At 67.2% G+C, this 24,103-nt stretch carries 22 protein-coding genes, 1 tRNA gene and 1 riboswitch; of the genes, 6 read left to right on the top strand and 17 right to left on the bottom strand.

Annotated elements, in window-relative coordinates; all coding sequences use genetic code 11:
- Position 1: 1 nt before the first annotated feature.
- From pstC to GQ464_RS15335, 3 genes are all read right to left on the bottom strand, one after another.
- A complete protein-coding gene (pstC, locus tag GQ464_RS15345; RefSeq protein WP_166977202.1) occupies positions 2 to 934 on the bottom strand; it encodes a phosphate ABC transporter permease subunit PstC in 933 nt (310 codons plus the stop codon).
- A gap of 12 nt (positions 935 to 946) precedes the next feature.
- Positions 947 to 2,026 carry a PstS family phosphate ABC transporter substrate-binding protein gene (locus GQ464_RS15340; RefSeq protein WP_166977204.1) on the bottom strand — a complete coding sequence of 360 codons (1,080 nt, stop codon included), beginning with the start codon at positions 2,024 to 2,026 and terminating at the stop codon, positions 947 to 949.
- A gap of 163 nt (positions 2,027 to 2,189) precedes the next feature.
- Positions 2,190 to 3,440: a hypothetical protein gene (locus GQ464_RS15335; protein WP_166977206.1), complete on the bottom strand. Its 1,251-nt coding sequence runs from the start codon at positions 3,438 to 3,440 to the stop codon at positions 2,190 to 2,192.
- Between the two features lie 244 nt (positions 3,441 to 3,684).
- Between GQ464_RS15335 and GQ464_RS15330 the strand changes: the two genes are divergently transcribed.
- Positions 3,685 to 4,236 carry a hypothetical protein gene (locus GQ464_RS15330; RefSeq protein ID WP_166977208.1) on the top strand — a complete coding sequence of 184 codons (552 nt, stop codon included), beginning with the start codon at positions 3,685 to 3,687 and terminating at the stop codon, positions 4,234 to 4,236.
- Between the two features lie 21 nt (positions 4,237 to 4,257).
- Here GQ464_RS15330 and GQ464_RS15325 read toward each other — a convergent pair whose 3' ends face one another.
- Together GQ464_RS15325 and GQ464_RS15320 are read right to left on the bottom strand one after the other, a co-directional pair.
- Entirely contained in the window at positions 4,258 to 5,529 is a 1,272-nt protein-coding gene (locus tag GQ464_RS15325) for a sensor histidine kinase (RefSeq protein ID WP_166977210.1), read from the bottom strand.
- Between the two features lie 337 nt (positions 5,530 to 5,866).
- Positions 5,867 to 7,048, bottom strand: coding sequence for a patatin-like phospholipase family protein (locus tag GQ464_RS15320; protein WP_166977212.1), 1,182 nt, complete (start codon positions 7,046 to 7,048; stop codon positions 5,867 to 5,869).
- Positions 7,049 to 7,175: 127 nt separating this feature from the next.
- Here GQ464_RS15320 and GQ464_RS15315 point away from each other — a divergent pair, with 127 nt between their 5' ends.
- Together GQ464_RS15315 and GQ464_RS15310 are read left to right on the top strand one after the other, a co-directional pair.
- On the top strand, positions 7,176 to 8,075 hold the full coding sequence (locus GQ464_RS15315; protein ID WP_166977214.1) for a DNA-processing protein DprA: 900 nt from the start codon (positions 7,176 to 7,178) through the stop codon (positions 8,073 to 8,075).
- Positions 8,076 to 8,212: 137 nt separating this feature from the next.
- Positions 8,213 to 9,148: a peptidase gene (locus GQ464_RS15310; protein ID WP_166977216.1), complete on the top strand. Its 936-nt coding sequence runs from the start codon at positions 8,213 to 8,215 to the stop codon at positions 9,146 to 9,148.
- Here the strand turns inward: GQ464_RS15310 and GQ464_RS15305 are convergent.
- The gene (locus tag GQ464_RS15305) at positions 9,145 to 11,394 is read right to left on the bottom strand and encodes a S46 family peptidase (protein ID WP_166977265.1); all 2,250 of its coding nucleotides are present in this window, start codon (positions 11,392 to 11,394) and stop codon (positions 9,145 to 9,147) included. The two genes, GQ464_RS15310 and GQ464_RS15305, sit on opposite strands and share 4 nt — an antisense overlap.
- Positions 11,395 to 11,583: 189 nt before the next feature.
- Here GQ464_RS15305 and GQ464_RS15300 point away from each other — a divergent pair.
- Positions 11,584 to 11,667, top strand: a tRNA-Leu gene (locus tag GQ464_RS15300).
- A gap of 252 nt (positions 11,668 to 11,919) precedes the next feature.
- The gene (locus GQ464_RS15295) at positions 11,920 to 12,165 is read left to right on the top strand and encodes a hypothetical protein (RefSeq protein ID WP_166977218.1); all 246 of its coding nucleotides are present in this window, start codon (positions 11,920 to 11,922) and stop codon (positions 12,163 to 12,165) included.
- A 17-nt stretch (positions 12,166 to 12,182) separates the two neighbouring features.
- Here GQ464_RS15295 and GQ464_RS15290 read toward each other — a convergent pair whose 3' ends face one another.
- The 6 genes from GQ464_RS15290 to GQ464_RS15265 form a co-directional block, all read right to left on the bottom strand.
- Positions 12,183 to 12,428, bottom strand: coding sequence for a hypothetical protein (locus GQ464_RS15290; protein ID WP_166977220.1), 246 nt, complete (start codon positions 12,426 to 12,428; stop codon positions 12,183 to 12,185).
- Positions 12,429 to 12,438: 10 nt separating this feature from the next.
- Positions 12,439 to 12,996: a SprT-like domain-containing protein gene (locus tag GQ464_RS15285; RefSeq protein WP_166977222.1), complete on the bottom strand. Its 558-nt coding sequence runs from the start codon at positions 12,994 to 12,996 to the stop codon at positions 12,439 to 12,441.
- On the bottom strand, positions 12,993 to 13,931 hold the full coding sequence (gene porD / locus GQ464_RS15280; protein WP_166977224.1) for a type IX secretion system protein PorD: 939 nt from the start codon (positions 13,929 to 13,931) through the stop codon (positions 12,993 to 12,995). The genes GQ464_RS15285 and porD overlap by 4 nt, the downstream gene beginning before the upstream one ends.
- Before the next feature lie 73 nt (positions 13,932 to 14,004).
- Positions 14,005 to 14,751: a pseudouridine synthase gene (locus tag GQ464_RS15275; protein ID WP_166977267.1), complete on the bottom strand. Its 747-nt coding sequence runs from the start codon at positions 14,749 to 14,751 to the stop codon at positions 14,005 to 14,007.
- 35 nt (positions 14,752 to 14,786) lie between these two features.
- Positions 14,787 to 15,218 carry a hypothetical protein gene (locus GQ464_RS15270; RefSeq protein WP_166977226.1) on the bottom strand — a complete coding sequence of 144 codons (432 nt, stop codon included), beginning with the start codon at positions 15,216 to 15,218 and terminating at the stop codon, positions 14,787 to 14,789.
- Between the two features lie 115 nt (positions 15,219 to 15,333).
- Positions 15,334 to 17,883, bottom strand: a complete 2,550-nt coding sequence (locus tag GQ464_RS15265) for a TonB-dependent receptor (protein ID WP_228350344.1) — start codon at positions 17,881 to 17,883, stop codon at positions 15,334 to 15,336.
- Between the two features lie 121 nt (positions 17,884 to 18,004).
- Positions 18,005 to 18,104: riboswitch (TPP riboswitch) on the bottom strand.
- Positions 18,105 to 18,302: 198 nt separating this feature from the next.
- Here GQ464_RS15265 and msrP point away from each other — a divergent pair.
- Positions 18,303 to 19,361 carry a protein-methionine-sulfoxide reductase catalytic subunit MsrP gene (gene msrP, locus GQ464_RS15260; protein ID WP_166977230.1) on the top strand — a complete coding sequence of 353 codons (1,059 nt, stop codon included), beginning with the start codon at positions 18,303 to 18,305 and terminating at the stop codon, positions 19,359 to 19,361.
- Between the two features lie 17 nt (positions 19,362 to 19,378).
- On the opposite strand, the gene GQ464_RS15255 is transcribed toward msrP, so the two are convergent.
- From GQ464_RS15255 to GQ464_RS15235, 5 genes are all read right to left on the bottom strand, one after another.
- Positions 19,379 to 19,855: a DUF3592 domain-containing protein gene (locus GQ464_RS15255; protein WP_166977232.1), complete on the bottom strand. Its 477-nt coding sequence runs from the start codon at positions 19,853 to 19,855 to the stop codon at positions 19,379 to 19,381.
- 148 nt (positions 19,856 to 20,003) lie between these two features.
- Positions 20,004 to 20,504 (bottom strand): HNH endonuclease, encoded by a 501-nt coding sequence (locus GQ464_RS15250; RefSeq protein ID WP_166977234.1) that lies wholly within the window; start codon positions 20,502 to 20,504, stop codon positions 20,004 to 20,006.
- A gap of 323 nt (positions 20,505 to 20,827) precedes the next feature.
- Positions 20,828 to 21,979, bottom strand: a complete 1,152-nt coding sequence (locus GQ464_RS15245; protein ID WP_166977269.1) for an RNA-guided endonuclease InsQ/TnpB family protein — start codon at positions 21,977 to 21,979, stop codon at positions 20,828 to 20,830.
- Positions 21,980 to 22,246: 267 nt separating this feature from the next.
- Positions 22,247 to 23,050 (bottom strand): MOSC domain-containing protein, encoded by an 804-nt coding sequence (locus tag GQ464_RS15240; RefSeq protein ID WP_166977236.1) that lies wholly within the window; start codon positions 23,048 to 23,050, stop codon positions 22,247 to 22,249.
- Positions 23,051 to 23,056: 6 nt separating this feature from the next.
- Positions 23,057 to 23,995 carry a M28 family peptidase gene (locus GQ464_RS15235; protein ID WP_166977238.1) on the bottom strand — a complete coding sequence of 313 codons (939 nt, stop codon included), beginning with the start codon at positions 23,993 to 23,995 and terminating at the stop codon, positions 23,057 to 23,059.
- Between the last annotated feature and the right edge of the window lie 108 nt (positions 23,996 to 24,103).

The raw sequence follows: 24,103 nt of genomic DNA, 5'->3' as shown, positions 1-24,103 counted from the left end.
CTCAGTACGACTCCTTGAAGCGCCGGATGACCGCGTTGGCGCCGAGGTTCATGCCCAGGGTGATCAGGAACAGCACGAGCCCGACGGCAAAGAGGCTCTGGTAGACGACCGTGCCCTGCGGCGTGTCGCCCAGGCTCACCTGCACGATGTAGGCCGTCATGGTCTGGATGGAGCCGGTGGGGTCGAGCGTCAGGCGGGGGGTGGCCCCGGCCGCCAGCGTCACGATCATCGTCTCGCCGATGGCGCGGCTGAGCGCCAGGATGAAGCTGGCGATGATCCCGCTGAGGGCCGCCGGGAGCTGGATCCGCGTGACCACCTCCAGCTTGGTCGCCCCCAGCGCATACCCTCCTTCGGCCAGCGCGCGCGGCACGGCCCGGAAAGCATCCTCGCTCAGCGACGCCACCATCGGGATGATCATGATCCCCACGACGATGCCGGCACTCAGGGCATTGAACACCTGGAGCTGCGGCAGCACGCGTTGCAGCAGCGGCGTCACGAACGTGAGGGCAAAGTACCCGTAGACGACCGTCGGCACCCCGGCCAGGAGCTCCAGCCCGGGTTTGAGGATGCGACGCACCCGCTCCGGCGCGTACTCCGCGATGTAGATGGCGCTACAGAGCCCCAGCGGCAGCGCCACCAGCGCCGCGATCACCGTCACCAGCAGCGTCCCGCTCAACAGCGGCCAGATGCCGAAGTGCTTGTCGGCAAACTGCGGCGTCCACTCCGTATCCAGGAAGAACTGCCGGAAGGAAACCTGCTGAAAGAACGCCACCGACTCGCCCAGCAGCACGCCGGCGATGCCGAGCGTGGTGAAGATCGTCAGCACGGCCGACAGGCCGAGCACCCACTTGATGAGCCGCTCCCGCGGGCTGTTGTACAGGTTGGCCTGCAACGACAACGAACCCGCGCCCTTTCCCGATGGGACACGCTTCATGACGATCGGGGCTTACTGTTCACCGGCCGGAGCCTCCTCCTGCGCGGCCCGCTCCATGCGCAGCAGATCCTGCACGCGGACGCCCACCTGCGACCCCTCGCCGGCGAAGATGCTGCCCGTGACGCCCTGATGGAAGCGCTCGAGCGCCAGCTCATACGCCTCGTCGGACAGGGCCACATAGCCCACTTCACGGGCCAGCTGCGTGGCGTTCTGCAGGTAGAACTCGACGAACGCCTTCACCGCCGGATCCTCGGCCCGGTCCGCCCGGACGTAGATGAAGATCGGGCGGGCCAGCGGCTGGTAGGTACCGTTCTGCACCGTCTCGGCGTCGGGCAGGATGCAGCCCTCGCCGTTGTCCGGGTTGCCGTCGTCGACGCCGAGCAGCTTCAGCCGGTCCGTGTTCTCCTCGTAGTAGGCATACGGGATGAAGCCGAGCGCATTGACATCGCCGCTGATCCCCTGCACCAGCACGTTGTCGTCCTCGCTGGCGGTGAAGTCCGTGCGGCTGGCGCCCTCCTCCCCGACGATGGCCGCCGTGAAGTAGTCGTACGTGCCGCTGTCGGTACCGGCGCCGTAGAGGTGCAGCTCCCGGTCCGGGAAGGACGGGCGGATCTGGTTCCAGTTGGTGACGGTGCTGTTCGGCTCCCAGATGCGCCGCAGTTCCTCCACCGTCAGGCACTCGGCCCAGTCGTTCTGCGGGTTCGCTACCACGGCCAGGCCGTCGTAGGCCACCGGCAGTTCGATGTAGCCGACGCCGTTCTGCTCGGCCAGCGTCTGCTCGCTCGGCTTGATCGGACGCGAGGCGTTGCTGATGTCCGTCTCCCGGCGGAGAAACTTGGAGAAGCCGCCGCCGGTGCCGCTGACGCCGACGGTCACACGCACGCGGGGATGCACCTTCATAAACTCCTCGGCCACCGCTTCCGTCAGCGGGTAGACCGTGCTGGAGCCGTCGACGGCCACGCTGCCGCTGAGTTGCCCCTCGGCGGCCGGCCCGTCGCCCGAGCCGCAGCCGGCAAGCACCAGGCAAACCAGCAAGAACAGGGAAGCAAACGAACCTGCTTCGAAGCGTTTCCGGGTAGAAAGGATGTTCATGATCGGTATGGCGTAAGCTGGTGGGTTGCGAACGGCCCTGGAGCACCGGACGCGCAGGGCTATGCCGGTAATTTATCATTCTTTCGGCACCGTTATATCAACGGACTACGAAGAACGACGGCCGGCATGTTATCAAATCGTTATCAACGGTGCCCGCTCCCCTTCAACGCTTCGCCCCGGCGGGGTTGCGAAAGACCTCGTCCGGATCCCCCTTGTATTCGCGTACCAGTGCGTCGGAGATGATCTCCATCAGCGAACGAATCGTCTCGTCCTTGTCGTCGTTGGTCACGATCGGAACCTGGAGCCGGTCCGCTTCGGACAGCATGAAGTTCTGCAGCCGCCAGATCACGTCAAAATATTCCAGGTAGGGTTCGAGACGGCGACCCGAAACCTGCTGGCTCCGTCCCTGGAGCCGTTTCCGCAGCTGTTTCTTCTTGAGCACCGCCAGCACCACCGGCACCACCACCGCCGAGGTGACCTTCATCAGGCGGCGCTGCAGGATCGGGTTCAGGTGCACCCCTTCGAGGATCAACGACACCTTCTCGCGCTCGGCCCGCTTCATCACCCCTTCGATGCCCACCCCGACCTGCTCGGCCTGCGTCAGGTAGCCGTCGATCATGTCCGGCTCGAACGGGGTTCCTTCCTCGCCCCGGGTGGGCAGCACGCGCCAGGCGTTGAAAGACGAGGTGTGCAGCGTGGGCAAGAGCCGTTGCGGCAGCATCAGGCGCATCACCTCGCGCAGCATGTCGGTGGACTGGATGCGAGCGATGTTCAGCCGGTGGGCCACCTCCGAGCTGATGGTGCTCTTGCCGCTGCCCGTGGTGCCACCGACGAGCAGGATCAGTGCCCGGCCACTCCGGGCAAACTCGATCCACACCAGATAACGATGTGCCGCCTCCGGCCCCACCCGGTCGAGCAGGTGGCGATAGGTCAGCTCCGCCAGCTCCATCGAGGTGAGCCGGGTCCGCCCGGACCGGATCAGCGCCTGCTCGATCTCGGTGGTGATCTGGTAGCTCTGCTCGGCCGGCAGGGCACACGTCTCCAGCGTCTGGGCCAGGATGCCCTTCGAAAACGGCTGCGGTTGCCCCTCCATGTCCTCGATCCGGATCACGACGGGCTTGCCCTTGACGAGCATATACCGCTCGCGAACCGCCGCGAGCCCCTTTCGCTCCAGGTAGTCGGCCACGACGCGCTTGAGCTCGTCGGCCGTGATGTCTGCCTCTGAACCGCGCAGCTTGATGTCGGCTTCGGCCCAGAGGGTCTCCCGCACCTCGTTCGCCACGTCGTAGGCCTCCTCGAAAGACAGGCCGGCGTTCTGCAACGAACGCGTCAGGATACCCCGCAGGTAGGGCACCCGGCTTTCCTCCACCGGATCGATGACATAGAGCTTGGGGGGCTTTCCATCGGTTTTCATGGGACGCGGGCGTTCCTCCCTCACCATCGTGCGTGTTATTGAAATGTTACCAGCTTTCACGGAGACCCCGGAGTCCTGGATCCCGTCTCTCGTCGTTTTAGAGCTGGCGGCATCCAACCGGCCAACCCCCTGGAACGCCGGCGCTTAAACCCTGGTCGTTCCGGTCGAAATCTTCTGTGGCGACCCGAACTTTTTGGGTTCACACCGTTTTAACATAATCCCCCCCCGACGCATCCGGATGGTCATGTCACACTGGTACGAAGTTTTCGACAACGAGGACGTCCAGTTTCTCACGCGCCGGCGAGCCGCCACGTTGCTGGCGCTCACCATGACGCTGGCCGGGCTGACGGCCATGTTGCTGGCGACGACACGGGCCGGGGTCGTCTCGCCGTGGCTTGCGGGCGGCCTGATCACTTCCTCATGGCTGACGCTGGCCGTGGTCGCCGTGCGCCGGCTGCAGCGCCTGCGGCGGGTCGTCTGGTGTATCAAGCTCTCGGACCGTCACCTCGTCGGATACGACTACACCCGGCGCAAGACCTGCCTCGAATGGTCCTGTGTGCAGCGGCTGGAGCTGACCCGCAAGGGCCTGCTCATCATCGGGGCGGACGCCCGGCACCTCGAGATCCCGCACCTCTTCCCCGAGTACGCGACGCTGAGCCACCGCATCGTGCACTATGCCGAACGCTACGAGGTCCCGGTCCTCGTCGACGGGAAGCCCTGGACGGAACTCGACGTGTATGCCCTGTTCCCTTTCCTCGAAACCAACGTTTCCGGGGAAGGCCCGGCGGCCGTGTGAGCGTTCCCACAGGAGACGCGTTCAACCGGAGACCGGAGGCGCCTGTGGAACGCGCAGGTGCAGCGGGAGCTCCACGAGAAACTCCGTTCCCTCACCCGGCCGGCTGGTGACCTCGATGCGCCCGTCCATCAGTTCGACGAGGCGCCGGGTGATGGCCAGCCCGAGGCCGGTGCCTTCTTCGCCGCTGTCTCCGGCCGTCTGCCGGGCAAACTCGTCGAAGACATGGGGCAAAAACTCGGGGCTGATGCCGATGCCCGTGTCCCGTACCGAGAGGTACAGCCGGTCTTCCTTCACCTCCAGGCCGACGGCGACGTAGCCCTCCCGGGTATACTTGATGGCGTTGCTGAGCAGGTTTTCCAGAATGCGCCGGAAGGCGGCCCGGTCCAGGGTAGCCATCACCGGCAGAACGGGCCGGCGAACGTGCAGGCCAAGTCCTTTCGCCTCGGCGAGGTGCAGCAGCAACTGCACCTCTTCGACCACCTCGGCGGCCACGTCGAACGCCTGCGGCTCAAGCACCATGCGGCCGGCCTCCAGGCGGCCCAGCGTGAGCATCTCGTTCACCATACGCAGCAGCCGTTGCCCGCTGCGCCCGATGAGCCGGGCCGCCTCCCGATGACGCCCGGCCAGTTCATGCTCGAGCACGTCGGCATAACCGATGATCCCCGTCAGCTGCGTGCGGAGCTCGTGCCCCACCTGTGAAAGGAAAGAGATCACCTGCGCCCGCTCGGCGACGGGCGGCGCAGGCGAAGCCGTCGGTTCGGACACGGGCCGGCACCGTACCACGAAGTAGATCCGTCCCTCCACCTCGGCCGGGCTCAGGTCCAGGTGGAGCCGGCCGGCGGGGGCATCCGCCACCGTCACCTCCAGGGGCTGGTGTGCTCCTTCGCGTACCCGGCGCAGGGCCTCCATAAGCCGGGGCCGGTCGTCCGGGGACACCATCTCCCCGAAGTCGCGCCCGCGCAGAGACCCGGCAATTCGCCCGAACACGGCCGGCACCGTCCCTCCGGCTTCGAGGATCCGGCGTGCCCCGTCGAGCAGGAGCAGCACCTCGGAAGCGCCGTCGCACAGGGCCCGGAAAAAAGCCAGCCGTTGCATCAGGCCCAGCAACCTGCGCTCATAGCGCCGGCGGGTGAGCATCCACGTGATCCACCCCACCAGCACGGTCAGCAAGAGGTAGAACCCGATCCGGTAGAAAAGCTCCTCCGCGCTGCCCTGCACCCCGGCGAGCCGTTCCGCCCCGGCCACTGCCGGCACCAGCCCACACCACATCCCGGCCCGCATCAAAACCTGCATACGCCCTGCAGGCGTGCTCCACCGGCCCATCTCAGTTTGAGATGCCTGCCGGTGCCGCAAGGCCCCTGCCGCCCCCCGGTCGCCGCCTGCCGCACGACAGACCGGCCCCCCGGGCGGCAGGGGTCTGCCCGATACCGTATCTCCGAGACAGGACGCAATTTTCAACGTAAAACGCGCGTAGAAGCGCATCGCAGGCGATTTTCTCCGGTGCCGCCGTCGGCCCCGATGCTGATCCATCCCTACGCCGGCAGGCACCGGCCCGACCGCTGCCGCCGTTCCTCAGGCCCGAACGCACCACGGTACGACAAATATCTTACCAACTTCAACAATTCTTCGATCAAGCGGCAAAAGAGGTCGCCTTTCGATCCAGAAAAGCCGCGATGCGGTCATGTTGCCGTGCCGCATCCTCATAGCCGATCTCCATCAGGCGGGTGGTGTAGGCCCGGTCGAAGAGCAGCATGCTGAGCCAGTCCGGGCTTTTGGTTTTGTCGCTGCTGAAGGCCCGGGCCAGCAGGTGCAGCGGCCCGCGCAGGTCGTGCTCGTATTCGCCGGAGAGCTTGCCGAGGTCCTGTGAAGGGCGCAGCAGGAGCAGGCGGATGGGGCGCAGGCCCATCCGCCTGCGCTCCGGCACGTCTTCGAGCAACCGGTTGACGCGCTCCAGCATGGCGGCGTCCTGATCGAGCGTGTCGAGGAAGATGGCATTCATCAGGATGCCGATGAGCTGTGCCGTGGGGGGGTAGCCGATGACGCTCGGCTCGTCGGCCTCGCGCCGGCTCCGGGCATAGCGGGTCGAGACGGCCAGGATGCGGTCGGCTCCCAGATGAATGGCCGGCGCCAGCGGCGCCGAAAGGCGGATGCCGCCGTCGCCGTACCAGGCCTCCCCGATGCGGACGGCCGGAAAAAGAAAAGGGATCGAAGAAGAGGCCATGATGTGATCGACGGTCAGGGTCGTGCGGATGGCGACCCGGTTCGGCCGTTCCCAGGCCTCGATGTCTCGCCCCTGCACCCAGACGACCGTCTGGCCGGTCGAATAGCTCGTCGTGATGATGGCCGCCGCCTTGAGGGAGCCCTGCCGGATGCGCTCGCTGATGTGCGTGAGCCGGCCGTCCTCGGCATGCAGCTTCTCCTCCAGGTAGGCCCGCAGCGGCGACGTGTCCACCCAGCCGTGCCGGTCGTTCTCCTCCACGTCCCGAACGATGTTCCAGAGGAATTTGAGGCTGGATTCGGTGGCGTAGACGTTCTCCGAGAGCAGGTTGCTCCAGCTATCGACGAGGTTGTCGATGGAGGTGGGAAAGGGATTCGGATCGTTGGCCAGATGTGCGGCGTTGATGGCCCCGGCCGAGACCCCGGTCAGGATGCCGAAGTTCGCCTCGGGAAAGGCGCGGGCGATATACTTCAGCACCCCGACCTGGTACGACGCCCGGGCCCCGCCCCCGCTGAGCGCCAGTGCAAACTCCGGCTGGTCTTTCTCCCCGTTGGAGAACAGCCGGCGCAGCTTCTGGATCGTTCCCCGTACCATAAGCACCTGTCTGAAACGCCTACGACGCGCCACAAAGTAAGGATTTTTCTACCTTTCTTGTAGTAGTTCCGGAGCCCGGTGCCGTTTCGGTGTACCGGGCACCCGTCGCGTCGCATCCCGAAGCCCTATGTCCGAAACGGTTACCTTCGCCCTTGCGCTGCTGTCGCTCGACGGCGTCGGCCGGGTGACGGCCGGGCGGCTGCTGAAGCACTTTGCCTCCTACGAAGCGCTCCGGCGCTGCCCGCGCGAGCAGGTGCTCTTCCGCCTGAAGGGAGTGCCGAACGCGGCCGGTCTCGTGGACCTCCTGTTCGACGAGGCACGCATGCGCCCCCACCTGGAGGCTGCCGGGGAACGGCTCCGGGCCTTGCAGGAGAAGCACATCGCCCTGCTCGCACCGGCCCGTGCGGAGGCGGCAGCACCCTGGCCGCCGGGACTGGCGGACCTGCCGCGCCGCCTCCGGCCGGTCCTGCTCTATGCCTACGGCGATACGGCCCTGCTGGTGCGTCCCGCCGTGGCCCTCTTCGCCCGCCCTCCCCTCCGCCAGGAGGTCTTCGAGACGGCCCAGGCCCTCGTCCGGCACCTCTGCGCGAGCGGGCTCGTCCCGGCCGCCGGCATCGACCACGGGTTCGACGTCGTGGTGCACAAGCTGGCCGCGGGCGGAGCCGGCGCCCACCCGTCGATCCTGGTGGCGGCCTGCGGCCTCGCTCGCCTCCCTGCCCCGATGCGGCCGGTCGCCGCCGCCGCCGTGCGGGCCGGCGGGCTCCTGTGCTCCTCCTTCCCCCCGGATCACGGCCCCTATCCCCACGACGACCGGGAACGGGCCCTGCTGCTCGCCGGGCTGGCACGCGCCACCGTCTTCTTCGAGCCGCGCCCGCAGACACCCGAATGGGCGGCCATGACGTGGGCCCTCGAAGCCGGCCGCCCCGTCTTCGGCATCCCGGACCCGGACCACCCGCCCCCCGAAACGCTGCACCGCCTGCACCGCCACGTCGATTTCGAGTGGATCACGACGGCCGCCCGCGTCTAGCTCCGGCCACACCTCGATGACGCCCCAGGGTACGGAGCCGGAACACCGGTTGCCGCGAGACACGAAGGGCAGGACCAATCTCGCATTGCCGGCCTCCCCCCCGACTTCCAACCCGCACCCCTTCCCGTCACACCCGCATGCCGCACCTCTACTTCGTTTTCCTCGACGGCGTCGGCCTGGGCACGGCCGACCCGGCCGTCAACCCGCTGGCCCGGCTCCACCTGCCCGCCTTCGAACGCCTTGCCGGCGGGCAGCGCTGGACCGCCCGGGCGGAGACCGTCGCCACCCCGTCGCTCGTCTTCCGGCCGCTCGACGCCACCCTCGGCGTGGAGGGACTTCCGCAGAGCGGCACGGGGCAGGCCACCCTTTTCACCGGCATCAACTGCGCCCGGGTGGCCGGCCGCCACTACGGCCCCTACCCCCACTCCCGGACCAAACCCGTCCTCGCCCGGCACAACCTTTTCCGTCGCCTGACCCGCCTCGGCCTCCCGTACGACGAGCCGGCCGCCTTCGTCAACGCCTACCCGCCCCGCTTCTTCGAGACCGCCGAAAAGCGGGGACGCTGGACCGTGACGACCCGCTGCTGCCTGGACGCCGGCCTCCGCATCCGCACCCTGGACGACGTGCTGCACGCACGCGCCCTCACGGCAGACCTCACCGGGATCACCTGGCGTACCGTGCTCGGGCATGACGTCCCGCCCCTTTCGGAAGCCGGAGCCGGGCGACGGCTGGCCCACCTCGGCCGGCAACACGCCCTCGTCCTCTTCGAATACTTCCTGACCGACAAGGCCGGCCACCGGCAGAACCCGGACGAAGCCGCCGCCGTCCTGCAGGCCCTCGACCGCTTCCTGTCCGGGCTGCTCGCAACCTTCGATCCTTCGCAAGACCTGCTCCTGCTCACCAGCGACCATGGCAACCTGGAAGACCTGAGCACCCGCACGCATACCCGCCACCCGGTACCGCTCGTCGCCTGCGGGCACGGGGCCGGGCGCTTCGCCGCCCTCCATTCCATCGAAGAGGTGACCCCGGCCGTCGTCGAAGCCGTTGCCGCCGCCCACGCAGCCGCCGGTTAATCCCGCCCGGGCAGGGCCGCTTCCGCCTCCGACGGCACGAGCCGCCCGGAACGCAACTCGGCCACCAGCCGGTCTGCCTCATAGACGTCGTCGAGGGCTTCGAGGATACCGCGCGCATCGACGGAGATCGTGCGGGCCTGCTCGTCCGTGTAGAGGTACTGGTTGGGAAGCGACTCGGCATTGCCGTCGAAGACCACCCCTACGATCTGCAGGTCGCGGTTGACGAGGGGCGAGCCGGAGCTACCGCCCGCGATGTCGTTCGTCGAGACGAGGTTCAGCGGCGTTTCGGGGTCGAAGTCCGGGTGGGGTGCCAGCCACAGCTCGGGCAGCATCCAGTCCGGCCGCCCGAAGAACGCATGATGCCGGGCATAGAGGCCGTAGAAGGTGGTGAAGGGCGGGGCCTTCGTCCCGTTGTAGGGATAGCCCCGGACCACCCCGTCGGAGAGGCGTAGCGAGAAGGAGGCATCCGGCGGGAAATCGGTACCGAAGACGGCAAAGCGGGCCCGGGCCAGCCGGCCGTTGAGCATCTTCTCCCGCTCCTGAAAGTTTTCCAGCTGCTGGTTCAGGGTGAAATAGAGCGGTGCGATGGCCTCGATCAGCGGAACGACCGGATCGCCGCTCCGGAGGAACCGTTTGTCGAGCATGGCCCGGAAGGCTGCGGAGTCGACCAGGGCCGTACGGGCGACCAGGTGCGCGGCGACGCTGTCCGGCGATTGATCGCCCAGGATTTTCTTCATCGTCGGGTCGTTCGGTCCCAGATAGGCCAGCAACTCTTTCAGCCGCTGGGCGACGAAGGCCGCCTCCAGCTCCCGCGGCCAGTCCTTGAGGCGGATCCCCTCGTCGTAGACGGCCTGGATGCGCTCCGGAGGAAAGGCCCGCTGCTGCATCAGGTCGTGCACGTAACCGTAGAGGGCGCGGGTGAGGACGTGCGAGCTCAGGGACGGGTTGCCGAAATACAGGAGGGCGCGTGCCTGTTCGGAGGTGGCCTGCTTCGATTTCTGGAGCAGTTCGATCTGTTCCCAGACGTCGCCGTAGTGTGCCCGCAGCGAGTCGTTCTCGAAGACGGCGGCCTGCAAGGCCCGTTCGGCCGCCGTGCGCCGGGCAATCAGGTAGGGGTCCCGCAGCCCGTCCAGTTGCCCCTGAAACGCCTCCAGGGAGTTCAGGATGGAGAAATACGGATTGTGGAGGTGGTACCGATCGGCCTCCTCGGGATGGGCGCGGATGTAGTCCGCCAGGATTTCGGCCCGGCGCTGGAGCACGGCCAGGCGTTGCGGCAGGCCGTAGTCCCGTTCATACTTGAGCTGGCTGACGGTGCTGAGGCGGCTGGTCTGGCCCGGGTTGCCAATGGCAAAGACCACCTCCCCCTCCTTCGCGCCCTCGGTGCTCCACGGGAAGTAGTTGTCGGTCGAGAGCGGCCGTCCCCCGGGATCGTAGACGCGGAAGAAGGCGACGTCGAGTGTGTAGCGGGGATAGGCGAAGTTGTCCGGAGCGCCGCCAAAGAAGCCGAGGCGCAGTTCCGGAACCATGACGAGGCGCACATCCCGGTAGCGACGGAACGTATAGGCGGAATATTTGCCCCCGTTGTAGAGCGGGATGATCTGCACCAGGAGCGTCGTATCCCGGGCCTTTGCCGCCGCCGTCATCTGCTGCTGCAGGGCCTCGACCAGGCGTTGCCGCATCTGGGGCTCCATGCGTTCCGAGGCACCGACCCGGCGCGTGACGTCCTCGATGGCTACGAGCTGATCCACGTAGAGCCCTTCGACGCGGCGTTCGTCTTCGAGGCGACGGGCATAGAACCCTTTCTCCAGCAGCGCCTCGCCCGGGCGGTTCACGGCCGAGACGTGTTCACGGGCGCAATGATGGTTCGTCATCACCAGGCCGTGGGGTGAGACGAAGCCCGCCGAGCAGTTCTCCCCGAAGCGCAGCGCGGCCAGGCGCGCCCGGGCCAGCCAGGCACTATCCGGCCGAAAGCCGTAGGCCCCGGCGAAGTAGTCGAGCGGCGGGTTGTCGAAGGTCCACATCTTCCCGCTGTCGAACGGGCGGGCACGCACCGTATCGTAGCCGGCCGGAAACGGGGTCAGCGGCGTCCGGGTGCGGGCCGCCGGGACGGCGTCTTCCGTGGAAGGAGGCTTTTCGGGGCGTGGCACCCGCTCGACGACGACGGCCGTCTCTTTCGGTGCCGAACAGGCCGCCAGACCGGCCACGAAAAGCAGGAAAGCCAGACGAAAGGCCACGCTTCGTTGCATAACCACCGGAATTCGTCAACAGGTTCAGGACCGCTCCCGGTTGTGGAGCACACCGGTCGGGGGCTAACCGAAGATCGTACCCGCAGTTCCAAGGGGCAACCGATCCGCCCCCGCCCTGTGCCGGGCTTTTTCTTCAACGCCCGCGCATGGAACCCCATCCCCAGCCGCCTTATATTTAAACATCGTTTTGCGAAAGTGGCGGAATCGGCAGACGCGCCAGACTTAGGATCTGGTGGGGTAACACCCGTGGGGGTTCGAATCCCCCCTTTCGCACCCCCGTTTTCAACCGGTCTGTCGTGCGTGGTCCGCAGCCCGTAGAGGTCCTCCGGCACACGCACGAGGCACCATCGCCAGGCCTCCAATCGCTGGAGGCCCGGAACGCAATCCGGCCTACGCCCGCGGCGTTGCATGCCGCGGGAAATGTGCGTTTGCCGGATCGTTTTCCCAATCATCGCCAACCCACGCCTCCCCTTTCGCAGGACAGGCCGTAACGCGGTCCCTGCGCAGGCAGTATCCGGTGCCCTCATGCATAGCGAAACACCCCTGATTCACGTCTTCGAAGACGCCGTCAACGCCCTGCTGGACCTGGCGGAACTGGATGGTACCGACGCCATGATCCGCGCCGTGATCGTGGCGCTCGAATCGCTCAACGTCGCCCTCTCGGAAGGAGAGCTGCCGGAGTCTGCCATGCATGCCCCGGCCCGGGTTCGCGCCCTGATCGAGGTGCTCAGCGCCCAGCTCCCCGAAGGCGCGGCCGGCACACGCCGGTGAAGCGTACCGGCCGGGATCTACGGTGCCGGGCCGGCCGGTTCCGTCTCTGCGCGCCAGCCCTCGATTTCCTCCGTATTCAGATACCAGGCCCGGTCTTCGGCCCAGTAGGGGGACGTGTTCATCTGCCACCGGTCCAGGTCGCCGATCCAGTACCAGCGGTCCCGGATGCGGTAATAGCCCGTGCGGACCTGCCCGCGCAGGCGTATGCAGACGGTCACCGCCTCTTCGGGCACCTGCTCGCCGACGTCGATCCAGTCCTCCATCGGTGGTCCTCTAGCGTCTGCGGATCACGAGCCGAAAGGCCGCAGCATATCGCCCGCCGTTATACCGGTCGCAGCACGCCCCGCAGGCCCGGGGCCGTTTCAGGCGGCGGTAGAAAGGATAGACGGCCCCGCAGGAGGGGCAGGTGCCCTGGTAGGGGGCGGCGGCCCCGGCCGGCTCGTCGCCCTCGTAGCATCGCGTCGGCTCGGCCCCGCACTGCAGGGCCCAGGCCTTCCACACATCGTCGTGCCCGCTGCGGCCCCGCGTCTCGAAGTCCAGCGCGTGCGCGATCTCGTGCCGCATCACGGCTTCCATCCCCGCCCATCCCAGCGCCGCCGCAAAATGCTTCGACAGGGTGATGCGTTTCAGGGGCACCTCGCCCCGCCGCCACCGGCAGCAGCCGGGCCGGCGGCGTGCGCGGTCGAAGCCGAACGTCCAGCCGAGACTGAAAAGGGAAGCGCCCAGGTGCCGGAGGCCGAGTTCGCCCATCAACCGCCGGGCGCCCGCCTCCACCTCCCCGAGGCCCTCCTCGCCCGGCCCTCCTGCCGCCCCGCTCGCCCGGACCGTCACTGCACGAGCTTGTTGTACTCGTTCAGGTGGGACGGATCCAGCTCGGCCAGCAGGTCATAGGCCTGGGTACGCAGCGAAGATCCCTCGAAGACCGCCGCCAGCTCCTGGAATTTCGTCGAGAAGAAGAGGTCGAGCACGTAGGCCCGCGACACGTCCCGGTTGATCTCACGCAGGGTTTCGAGCACCCCCAGGATGTTGGCGCGGGCCCGGTCGGGGTCGGACGTGAAGAGGTCGAGCCCGTTGAAGTGATAATCGAAATAGACCTGGCGAAGCGGCTGGAAGCGGGGGTCCTGGATCTGGGAGATCAACTCGCCGCGGCTGCGATCTCCGCCGAGCTGGGTCCACCCGGGAGCGCCGGACGAGCGCGCCAGCTCGGCGATCAGGCGGGCCTGCTGGAAATACTTCGTCCCGCCGAGCGAGCTGAAGGTGTCGTAGTCGTAGCCGAGCAGCAGGTACGCGTAGAAATCGAGCACCGAGGTCAGGGGGTCGAAGCGGTCGATGTCATGAATCAGGGGGGTGCCGCGTGTGTAGTCGAACCGCCAGTTCTCGTCGCTGATCTGGACGACGTTCGTCTGCCCGCTCGTGCCGTAGATGGGCCGGCTCAGTGCGATGACGAGCCGGGCGCGAAAGCTGGAGAGGCTCACGGCCTCCTGGAAGAAGATGGAGAAAGAACAGTCGATGCGTTCGTGGTCGAGGAAGCGGTCTTCGGTCCAGCTTCGCTGGTTGAGGTATTCGCTGACGGCCTGCTGAAGGTCTTGCAGGAACGAGAAGTCCGACCCGGTGAGGTTCTGGTAGTTGACACTCACCCGGCAGTTGAACTCCTGCGCCGTTGCCGGGCGTGAGCCGGCCATCATGAGCAGGCCCAGGCATCCGATGGCGAGCCACCGGGTGCCTGTCCGGTAGCGGGGTAGCTGGAACGCGTTCAGGGACCGCATGGCAGGGCTTTCTCTGGAATCCACGTGCGCTGATACCCGGTCTCTCCACCCGGGTTTCCCGGCGGGGCCCGTCTCAACATGGAAGCGGTCCCCAGCCGAGCCGTTCGAGCACCGTCGCGAAGCCGTCGTCCAGACCGGCCTCGATCGTCACCGGGGCTCCGGTGTACGGATGGCGGAAAGCCAGGCGGCGTGCATGCAGCAGCATCCGGCGGCACCCGAGCTGCAGCTCGAAGAACTGGTTGTGCCGGGGGTCGCCGTACTTGCGGTCGCCGATGATGGGGTGGGCGATGTGCTTCATGTGGCGCCGGAGCTGGTGCCGCCTGCCCGTGCGCGGGCGCAGGGCCACCAGGGCATAGCGGCTCGTCGGATAACGGCTGACGGCCACCGGCAACTCGACGGCGGCGAGCCGGCGGTAGAGGGTCACGGCCGGGCGCGACTGCCGGTCGTCCGGTTCCGCGTCGTCGACGGGTTCGTCCCGCGGCTCTTTGAGGGGACGCACGACCCGGCCGCGCGGCCCGGGATGGCCCCGGACGACGGCAAGGTAGGTCTTGCGCACCGTCCGCTCGGCCAGGGCGAGGCCCAGGTGCCGCGCCGCCTCGGAACTCAGGCCGAAGAGCAACACCCCGGAGGTCGGCCGGTCGAGCCGGTGCACCGGGTAGACCCACTGCCCGACCTGGTCGCGCACCATCTGTAACGCGAACCGGTCGGCATCCCGGGCGATCCGGCTCCGATGCACCAGCAACCCCGCCGGCTTGTTCACCGCCACATAATGTTCGTCCTGATACAACACTTCGAGCACATCGGGCAGGTTGGTCTCCATCACGGGCTTTTGCTTCGGCAACAATACGGACGATCTCACTCCGCCTCCGTCCAGGCCAGCGTCCATCGCCGGAGCCACCGCTCGAAGGCGACGAGGACCACGCCGAATCCGGCAAAGAGCAGGGCCAGGACGATCAGCGAGACGAACCAGAGCGGCGGGCGGGCCAGGGCCGGCACCCGGAGGTAGAAAAGCAACACGGCGCCCATCACCAGCAGCCCGAAGATGCCCCCCTTGAGGTACTCGGGCCCGCGCACCGGCGACAGCACGAACCCGTAGAGGAGGCCGGCACTGATGCCGATGACCGCACCGGCCACGACCATCTCGAACGTGCTCGTGCCCCCGAACGCATCCGCCGCACCCGCGGCGACGGGCAGCCCCAGCAGGAGCCTGCCGCCGAGCCCGAGCACCAGGCTGCCGGCGATCAGCCCGGCGACGGCGCCGAGATAGGCATTGCGAAGCACCAGCATGTGAGGCAACGGTGGAATGGCTTCAGGTTGCTCGCGCACACAAAAACGGCCACGGGAGAAGCTGCGTTCCCCCGTGGCCGTGTGGCGATGGGACCTCGACGGATCCGGCGGTTCCTCAGCGAAGCGTATACGTCAGCCCGGCGAACACGTGGCGCGTGGCCGCCGGAAAGAACTGCGGGGTGCCGAACCCTTCGTTCCCGAAGAGCAGCACCTTGCCGTCGAAGACGTTGTTCACGTCGAAGGCGAGCGCCAGCCCCCGGAACGGAGAGCCTTCCGGGAAGGCATAGCGGAAGGAGGCATCCACGAGCGTGTAAGGGTCCACCACCCGTTCCGGCGAGCGGGTGCCATCGGGCAGGCGGCCGCCGGTATTGTCGACGTACTGCTTGCCGGCGAAGCGGGCGTGCACCGAGGCCGTCAGCCCGTGGCGCTGGTAACGCAGCCCCAGGTTGGCCGTCTGCTCGGGAAAGCCGGCGATCGGGTTGCCCGAGCGGTCGCGCCCGGCGGTCGTCCCGTCTTCCTGCACGACGTACTCGGTGAAGGCGACGAACCGGTTGCGGCTGAGGGTGGCATTGCCCGTCAGGTCGAGGCCGGGCGCCAGGCGTAGCGCCGCCTCCACCTCGAGGCCGACGTGGCGGGTGTGCTCGGCGTTGCCGGTGCGCGGGACGCCGAACTGGTCGAGCCCGCCGCTGGGCACGATCTCGTCGCGGAAGTCCATGAAGAAGAGGTTCGCCGCCAGGCGATAGCGCGGCCGCCGGACCGCAACGCCGGCCTCCACGTCGACGAGGTGCTCGGGTTTGACGAAGGGACGATCCACATCGAGCGAGCCGTCCGGTCGCCGCTCGAACCGCGGGGTGAAGCCGGCGCCGGCCTCTTCCCCGTCGTAGAGCGATTTCATGCGCGGCTCGCGGCCGGCCAGCGCCACACTCGCATAGGCACTGAAAGGACGCTCCGGATTGAAGGTCACCCCGAGGCGGGGGTTGAAGAACACGTAGGGCTTCTTGAAGCGGTTCCCGAAGAACGCCTCGTCGTAGATCCGGTAGTGCCGGTAGGTGAGCTGGGCGTCGGCCTGCACGGCCAGCCGTGCGTGCGGGCGAAAGCGATGGCTCACGAAGGCCGAGACGATGGCTTTCTCCCCGCGGAAGGAATAGACCCGCACATCGTTTTCCGGCCCGACGAGGTGTGCGGGCAGCCCCGTCGCCTCCTGGATGCGGCCCCAGCGGAGCGAGCGGTGCAGCCGGGCCTCCGCGCCGAAGGTCGTCTCCCCTCCGGCGTGTGCATGTGTCAGCCGGGGCATCCAGCCGAGCTGCCACTGATCCAGAAAAGCGCGGAAGAACACCGAGGCCTCGGGTTTTACGATGAACAGCGGCAGGTCGCGCTGGTCCTCGGGCACGAAGCCGTCGGGAAGGCGAAGGTAGTTGGCCGAGCGAAACGACCCGTCGAAGTCGAAGTAGCCGATGCCGCGGATCCAGAAGGCCACCTGGCTGAGCCGCCAGTCCGGGGCCAGGCGCCACTCGTGGTGGAGTTCGACGTGCGGCTGGTGAAAGTCCTCCACGTCGCCGGAGAAGGCGCTGGCGTTGTAGCGCCGGTCGATGACCCCGCCCGAGCCGTCCGGGAGGGCCTCCTTGTTGGCGGCCTTGGGGATGCCCGAAAAAGCGAGGCCGTCCCGCTGGGGGCCGCCGTAGGCCTGGAGCGTCCACGTGGCGTTCTCGGTCAGGTAGCGCACCCCGGCGAAGAAGCGGGTGAACCGCGTCCAGGACCAGTCGCGGTAGCCGTCGGAGCGCAGGCGGCTGAAACGCCCGTAGACGATGAAGCGGTCGGCGAGCAGGCCGGTGTTGGCCTCCACACTGTACTGCTGCGTGTCGAACGTGCCGTAACCGAGCTCCACCTCGGCGTACGGATAGGGCCGGTAGGGCATCGCCACGATGTTGATGGCGCCGCCGATGGCCGTCGGGCCATAGAAGGCCGAAGCGGCCCCGCGCTGCACCTGGATGTCTTCGACCGAACCTTCGATGTCGAAGAAGTTGATCCAGAAGACGTTGTGCTCCTCCGGGTCGTTCTGCGGCACGCCGTTGATCGCCACAGCCAGGCGGCGCTGGTCGAAGCCGCGCATGCGCAGGTACGAATAGCCGATGCCGTTGCCGTTCTCGGAATAGTAGGTGATCGAGGGCAGCGTTGCCAGGTGAACCGGCAGGTCCTTCATGGCGGGCTGCACCTCCAGGTCACGCGCCGTCAGGTTGCTGTAGGTGATGGGGGTCAGGCCGGGGCGCGCGCGCGTCTCGGTCACGACCACCTCGGGCTGTGGGATCGCCGTGGCCACCAGCCGGACGCGAACCTCGAGCGTCGCCCCGCCGGCCACCTCGACCGGCTCCTCGTGCGCCGCGTACCCGACGAACGTGACGGCGAGGCGGTAGGCACCGGGCCGCACCCGTTCGAGCCGGAACGTACCGTCGAGCCCGGTCGCCGTGCCGTAGCGCTGTTGCCCGGTGGCGGCGTCCATGAGCACCGCGCTGGCGCCGGCCAGTGGCCTTCCCGTCTCGTCGGCGACGAAGCCGTGCACGGTGGCAGGCTGCGCCGGAACCGCCGTCGGCCCCAGCACCCAGCACAGTAGCCCCGCGATCCAGAACGCAGCAGGTACCGGCCGCAAAGTTCTCCTGTAGGTCAACATGGGAAAAAGGGGATGGTGAAGGGGAGAAAACGAAAAAACCGCCCGTCATCGTGACTGATGAGGGCGGTCTGGCGGCAGAACGGTCCCGCACACGGAGGGGCACACCGGTGCCCCCGCGGCAAAACCACGGCTCCTGTTTCCCTACGCCGGTATGATCCGGATCAGGTTCCAAGGGTATGATCTCAGCCCTGCCACGAGACAGGGCACCCCCAACAGTCGTGGAACAGACGTCCAAGGAACGGGCGACACGGGACTATACGCCGCGCCCGGCCGGCGGTTCGTTCCGGTCTTCCTCCCTGCCGGTCCTGTATCCCCATCCTTTCAATCTCCACAACATCTTCTTCGAGGCGGTAACAAGAAGGCCGCTGGTGCGTCCTACCCTCACGTCCGTACCATCCTCCGCTTCGACCTGCACACCGATGGCCTATCTGATCCTTCCTCCCGGCTGGCAGGCCCGTGAACGGGACGTGACCGACCCGGCGGCCTACCGGAACCGCCGCGCCTTCATCCGGCAACTGGGCCTGGGCGGCATCGCCCTCGTCGCCGGTCCCGCCCTTCCGGGCTGTACCTCGGAGCCGGCCCGCCGCCACGTCCTCCCCGGACCGGACGGCCCGCTCGACACGATCCCCGCCAGCGCCCCGCGCGACGGCCTCCCCGCCACGCGCAACCCCCGCTTCACGGTACCGGAGCGCCGGATCACCGACCGCCTCGCCGCCTCCTCGTACAACAACTTCTACGAGTTCAAGAACAACACGGCGGACCTCAAAAACGTCTGGCCGGTAACGGGTGCCTACGAACCATTCCCGATGACGCTGGAGGTGCGGGGCCTCGTGGAGAAGCCCTTGACGCTGGATGTGGCCGGCCTCATCCGCCGGATGCCCCTGGAGGAGCGCCTCTATCGTTTCCGCTGCGTCGAGGCCTGGTCGATGACGATTCCCTGGACGGGTTTCCCGTTGCGCAAGCTCATCGAGCAGTGCCGGCCGCTCTCGAAGGCCACCCACGTCCGGTTCGTCTGCCTCAACCGGCCCGAGCAGATGCCCGGCCTGGCCGCCTCGAAATCGTTCTATCCCTGGCCGTACTACGAAGGGCTCCGGATGGACGAGGCCGTGAACGAGCTGGCCTTCGTCGCCACCGGCATGTACGGCGAGCCCCTGCCGAAACAGAACGGCTCCCCCCTCCGCCTGGTGCTTCCCTGGAAGTACGGCTACAAGGGGCCGAAGGCGTTCGTCCGGATCGAGTTCGTAGACCGCCAGCCGCCGACGTTCTGGAACGACCTGCAGCCGAACGAATACGGCTTCCTCTCGAACGTCAACCCGAACATCCCGCACCCGCGCTGGAGCCAGGCCTCGGAGCGGTTCATGGCGAGCCTGGACGATGTGCGCCGCGTCCCGACACAGCTCTTCAACGGGTACACCGAGTGGGTCGGCCACCTCTATCCCGACGAGCCGACGACACCCGTCCGCCCGATGGCACGTTGAAGGGCGCGCCTCGCCCCTCAGGCCGCGCTCCTGCGTGCCGGGTCGCCCCGTCGCCGGAGATACCGGTTCCACCAGAAGACCCCGGCGCCGAAGAGCAGGAACGCGACGAAACTCATCGCCGCGTTCATCCGGGCGATGCGGGCCTGCGTGGCGGCGATCTCGGTGATGACCACCTCCTGATCCGCCCCCGGCAACACCCGCACGTCGAGCGTGTCCCGTTCGACCAGGAAGGCCAGCGAGTAGGGCAGGGCGAGCTGCCGTTTCTCGAGCACGGCCCCGCCGGCCAGGCGAACACGCAGGCTCACCTCGGCATGCGTCACGTCCTTCCGGTCGACGCGGTGGTAGGCGGTCACCTCGGCCCGGGCGGGCATGCCTTCGTCCAGGGTGTGCCGGAGATCACGGGCCACCTTGGCCTGATAGCCGGCCAGCAGGAACAGCAGGACGGGCACGCCCCAGAGCAGCCGGGCCACGAGCAGCGCAGAACGGGAAACCACGGGATCTTCCGGGCTGGGAAACGGATCATACGGCCGGGCCGGCCACGCACGCAACCGGCACCCCGGGCGACCTGAAATCGCACGTGCGCTCTCAGATCGCCTGTCCCTTGCTACGCCTCACGGGCAGGGCGTTCCGCCGAAACGACGATTATTTCAAGAAGAGATAGGGCTTCCAGGCCTCGTCCACGGTGCCGACGTAATCGCGGATGAACATGACGTGGCTGGGGCGGAACGGCCGGCGCCGCAGCGACATACCGGCCTCTTCGGGCGTCCGGTTCCCCTTCCGGTTGTTGCAGGGCACACAGGCCGCCACAAGGTTTTCCCAGGTGTCCGGCCCCCCCCGCGAGCGGGGCAGGATGTGGTCGATGGTCAGGCGCTCCCGGCTCCCGCAGTACTGGCACCGGAAATGGTCGCGCCGGAGGATGTTTTTCCGCGTGAGCAGGATGCGTTTGTAGGGCACGGACACGTAGGCCTTCAGGCGGACGATGCTGGGCCAGGGCAGGCGGAAGCCGGGCGAGCGCAGGTAACGCTCCGGCATCGCCTCGACGAGCTCCGCTTTCTGCAGAATGACGAGCACCGCCGCCCGCTGCACGCTGCAAACCGTCAGCGCCCGGTAGTCCTGGTTGAGCACGAGCACATGACCGTTCATGCCGCCACCTCCCCTCCCGCCTGCTTACTTCTTCGCAGCACGAACCGGCACGACACACGGTCGATGGCTCCCGATCCTATGTCGTCGAGCAGGGTCCTGAAGGCGTCTCCTCCCTGTTTAGATCCGATCCGGGATGTATGCCGCACGTGCACGACGGGCGATCCGAGATCGCCCTTTCCGCTCACGGAGCGCGCACACACGCGGCCAAATTTAAGGAAAACCCTTGCTTCCTGAAAAGATCCTTAACCAAGAATTGAGCCTCCCCCGTCTAAAGACGGGAGATTCCTGCTTCATCGACCGACGCCATGCAACTGAATAGGCGATCATACATCGCCTGCTGCTCTGGTCTTACTCAGGTCTCCACAGGCTGCCACGGTCGCTCCGACCGCCAGAATGTTCTCCGCCGCGTTCTCATCGCGCTGATGTTCGGTGCCGCACTCCTCGCAGGTCCAGCGACGCACGCCGAGGGACATCGTCTCGCGGACGTGCCCGCAGGCGCTACACCGCTTCGAGGAGGGGAACCAGCGATCCACCTTGATGAGTGTACGCCCGTACCACTCACACTTGTATTCGAGTTGGCGTACAATCTCGCCCCACGCGGCTCCCGAGATGGAGCGGGCGAGATGGCGGTTCTTCATCATGTTCTTCACCGCAAGGCTCTCGACAGCGATCACGTCGTGGTTCTTGACAAGATCGGTCGTGAGCTTGTGGATGAAGTCGCTGCGCCGGTCAGCGATACGGGCGTGGATCCTCGCCACTTTTCGGCGCTGCTTTTCCCAGTTGTTGCTCCCTTTCTGCTTTCGGCTGAGAGCTTTCTGCACCCGACGAAGGCGGCGGTAGGCGCGGCGGAGGTGCTTCGGGTTGCCACTGTGGAACCCTTCGCTTGTTACCACCACGTCATTGAGCCCGAGATCGACGCCGACGCTCTTACCTGTCTTTCCGCCCGGATCGGCGGGCGGCAGCGGCTCTACCTTGCACCGGCAGTGCAGGCAGACGTGGTAGCGACCCGATGGATCGAGCGTGACCGTCACTTTGACGACCTCGCCCTCCGGCTTCCGGCTCCATCGGATCTTGAGCGGCGTCTTCTGCTTCGCCAGCGTGAGCGTCATCGCTTTTGGGTCAAAGCGGAAGGCGCTGCTGGCGTAGGTCGCGCTTTGTTTCCCGCTCTTCCGCTTGAACGACGGGTAGCCCGCCCGCTTCTCGAAGAAGTTGGTGAAGGCCCGTTCGAGGTTGCGGAGGCTCTGTTGCAAGACGACGGCGCTTACCTCCCCGAGCCACCGCGTCTCCTCCTGTTTCTTGAGCTGCGTGAGTTCAACAGCGAGGCTGTTGTAGGTGAGGCTTTTGCCCTCTCCGTAGTAGGCGTTGGTACGTCGTTCAAGGCCCCAGTTGTACACCCATCGGGCACAGCCGAACGTACGGGCGAGGTTCTCTCTCTGCTCGGCGTTCGGGTAAGCCCGGTAACGATATGTTCGCATCACCTCTGGCATAGTTACAACACCTACCATAGTGTCTGTAAGGTTCCCGTTCAGCCGTACCGCCGTCTACAGACGGCGGAGAACTCCCTCACGGGAAACGGAGGGGGTCCAGGGGCGATGTATCGCGGCGTAGGACGCGTGACGCGTCCATACACGCCGCATCGCCTTATCCGCCGGCTTGAAAGCCGGGGTTTTATAGCCCCTTCCGAACCATCCCCTTTTCTATAAAACGGGCCGGGCCGGACCATTGCCCGCGCCCCCGTTTCTTCACCCGGCGCGGTGCAGTACCTCGACGCGATCCCCGACGCGGACGACGCCGGGCCCCTCGGGAATGAGGTTTTGCCCGAAGAGCACCTTGCCCTCCCGGCGGCGGAACGTGGCCAGGGTGCGCAGCGGCTCCTTGCCCCGGAGGCCCGTCTGCTGGTCGATGGTCGTGACCACACACCGCGCACACGGTTTGACGACGTGAAACGTGACCTCACCGGCACGAATCTTCTTCCACGTGTCTTCCTCGAAAGGGCGTCCTCCCGCAACCACCAGGTTGGGCCGGAAGCGGTCCATGGGCAGGGGGTCGGGCAGGCGGCGGTTCAGCTCGGCCAGCGAGGCTTCGGAAGCCAGCAGCAGGGGAAAGCCGTCGGCGAAGCTGACCCGGTCTGCCCCGACGGCATAGGCGGGGTCGACCGGGCGCACCACGTCCCCGGGCAGGTGGACGAGCCGGACCGGCCGCCCGAGAAACGCCGAGAACGCGGCGTGCACGTCGCCGGGGGCCGGGGCGGCCGGGACGCGGTCGCCCCAGATGCGCACCGTCACGCGTGCCGCCTCGCGCGGTGGCCGGGGGACGAAGCACGGATCCCGGCCGGGGATCACCACACGCAGGCCGTCCGGCTCCGGCAGGGCCTCGACGAGGGCCAGGCGTGGCGCCTCCCGTTGCGTCACCGCCGTACCGCCGGCATTCACCAGCATCCAGCGCCGGTCGCCGGCGAGCCCGCACGGCTCGACCGTCGCCTGCCGGAGCGCCCGGCCCCGGGTCGACTTGATCGGATAGACGAAGAGCGCGCTGACCTGCAACATGAGGGCTCACTCGGCACCGAGCGCGTGCCGGCGCACCTCCCCGAGCCGGACGTCGAAGGTGCGGAGGGCATCGACGATGGTGGCGACCGCGTTCACGAAGAAATCCTGCGGGATGGCCTCGAAATCGTCCGTCGGCTTGTGGTAGTCGGGATGGTCTTCGACGCCGAAGTAGACGTAGGGGATGCCGTGCCGGTGAAAGACGCCGTGATCGGAGGCGAACGTCCAGTCGTCGTGGCCGTCTTCGGGGCGGTCGTGCCCGAAGCGAAGCCGCACGGCGCTCCGTGCCCCGACGGGTTCCAGAAAGGTTTTCAGGAAGGGGTAGTGGTAGGTGCCGCTGGCGAACAGCTCGTTTTTGTCGCCCCGGCCGACCATGTCGAGGTTGACGTTGAGCACGATCCGGTCGCGCGGCACGGGCGGTTCGGCGAGAAAGGCTTCGGCCCCCCGGAGGCCCTGCTCCTCGGCGTCGAGGGCTGCGAAAAGGATCGAGTGCCGGGGCGGCTGTGCCGTGAAACAGGCGGCGGCGGCCAGCAGCGCGGCCACCCCGGAGGCGTTGTCGTCCGCACCGTTATAGATCTGACCGTCCACGATGCCCAGGTGATCGAAGTGCGCCGTCACCACGAGAAAGAGGTCGGGGCGCTCGGTGCCGGGTATGAAACCGACCACGTTGAACCCTTCGACGTCCCGGCCGTCTCGCGCGGTGAAGGTGAAGGGCCGGACGTACGTCCCGAAGGCTTTCAGCCCGAGTTTTCCATAGGTGTCCCGGATGTAGTCGCGGGCGGCACGCCCCCCGCCGGTCCCCGTGGCCCGGCCTTCATAGCGGTCATCGGCCAGGCGCGCCGCATGACCGAGCAGCGCCGCCCGCTCGAAGCACGCCTGGGCCCTCGCCTGCCCCGGCGGGGCAAAAGCCAGCATCCCCACCACAAGGACGAAAAACGCTCGCTGCATGAGACTCCTCCCCTTGTCTTCCACCAGGCCGTGCCCTCCTAACTCGAAACGAAGAAAAAGGTTTGCCGGGCCCGGCAATCGGAACCCCGGCCATGGGGCAGCGGGTTA

Origin of the sequence: Rhodocaloribacter litoris, assembly GCF_011682235.2 — a bacterium.
Lineage (GTDB): Bacteria > Bacteroidota > Rhodothermia > Rhodothermales > ISCAR-4553 > Rhodocaloribacter > Rhodocaloribacter litoris.
The sequence above is the reverse complement of the archived record's forward strand: the minus strand, read 5'-3'. Positions and strand labels throughout refer to the sequence as shown.

What these genes read in the sequence shown, in the direction of transcription:
- pstC (WP_166977202.1), bottom strand. Translation starts at nt 934, where the DNA reads ATGAAGCGTGTCCCATCGGGAAAGGGCGCGGGTTCGTTGTCGTTGCAG.
- GQ464_RS15340 (WP_166977204.1), bottom strand. Translation starts at nt 2,026, where the DNA reads ATGAACATCCTTTCTACCCGGAAACGCTTCGAAGCAGGTTCGTTTGCT.
- GQ464_RS15335 (WP_166977206.1), bottom strand. Translation starts at nt 3,440, where the DNA reads ATGAAAACCGATGGAAAGCCCCCCAAGCTCTATGTCATCGATCCGGTG.
- GQ464_RS15330 (WP_166977208.1), top strand. Translation starts at nt 3,685, where the DNA reads ATGTCACACTGGTACGAAGTTTTCGACAACGAGGACGTCCAGTTTCTC.
- GQ464_RS15325 (WP_166977210.1), bottom strand. Translation starts at nt 5,529, where the DNA reads ATGCAGGTTTTGATGCGGGCCGGGATGTGGTGTGGGCTGGTGCCGGCA.
- GQ464_RS15320 (WP_166977212.1), bottom strand. Translation starts at nt 7,048, where the DNA reads ATGGTACGGGGAACGATCCAGAAGCTGCGCCGGCTGTTCTCCAACGGG.
- GQ464_RS15315 (WP_166977214.1), top strand. Translation starts at nt 7,176, where the DNA reads ATGTCCGAAACGGTTACCTTCGCCCTTGCGCTGCTGTCGCTCGACGGC.
- GQ464_RS15310 (WP_166977216.1), top strand. Translation starts at nt 8,213, where the DNA reads ATGCCGCACCTCTACTTCGTTTTCCTCGACGGCGTCGGCCTGGGCACG.
- GQ464_RS15305 (WP_166977265.1), bottom strand. Translation starts at nt 11,394, where the DNA reads ATGCAACGAAGCGTGGCCTTTCGTCTGGCTTTCCTGCTTTTCGTGGCC.
- GQ464_RS15295 (WP_166977218.1), top strand. Translation starts at nt 11,920, where the DNA reads ATGCATAGCGAAACACCCCTGATTCACGTCTTCGAAGACGCCGTCAAC.
- GQ464_RS15290 (WP_166977220.1), bottom strand. Translation starts at nt 12,428, where the DNA reads ATGGAGGACTGGATCGACGTCGGCGAGCAGGTGCCCGAAGAGGCGGTG.
- porD (WP_166977224.1), bottom strand. Translation starts at nt 13,931, where the DNA reads ATGCGGTCCCTGAACGCGTTCCAGCTACCCCGCTACCGGACAGGCACC.
- GQ464_RS15275 (WP_166977267.1), bottom strand. Translation starts at nt 14,751, where the DNA reads ATGGAGACCAACCTGCCCGATGTGCTCGAAGTGTTGTATCAGGACGAA.
- GQ464_RS15270 (WP_166977226.1), bottom strand. Translation starts at nt 15,218, where the DNA reads ATGCTGGTGCTTCGCAATGCCTATCTCGGCGCCGTCGCCGGGCTGATC.
- GQ464_RS15265 (WP_228350344.1), bottom strand. Translation starts at nt 17,883, where the DNA reads ATGTTGACCTACAGGAGAACTTTGCGGCCGGTACCTGCTGCGTTCTGG.
- msrP (WP_166977230.1), top strand. Translation starts at nt 18,303, where the DNA reads ATGGCCTATCTGATCCTTCCTCCCGGCTGGCAGGCCCGTGAACGGGAC.
- GQ464_RS15250 (WP_166977234.1), bottom strand. Translation starts at nt 20,504, where the DNA reads ATGAACGGTCATGTGCTCGTGCTCAACCAGGACTACCGGGCGCTGACG.
- GQ464_RS15245 (WP_166977269.1), bottom strand. Translation starts at nt 21,979, where the DNA reads ATGCGAACATATCGTTACCGGGCTTACCCGAACGCCGAGCAGAGAGAG.
- GQ464_RS15240 (WP_166977236.1), bottom strand. Translation starts at nt 23,050, where the DNA reads ATGTTGCAGGTCAGCGCGCTCTTCGTCTATCCGATCAAGTCGACCCGG.
- GQ464_RS15235 (WP_166977238.1), bottom strand. Translation starts at nt 23,995, where the DNA reads ATGCAGCGAGCGTTTTTCGTCCTTGTGGTGGGGATGCTGGCTTTTGCC.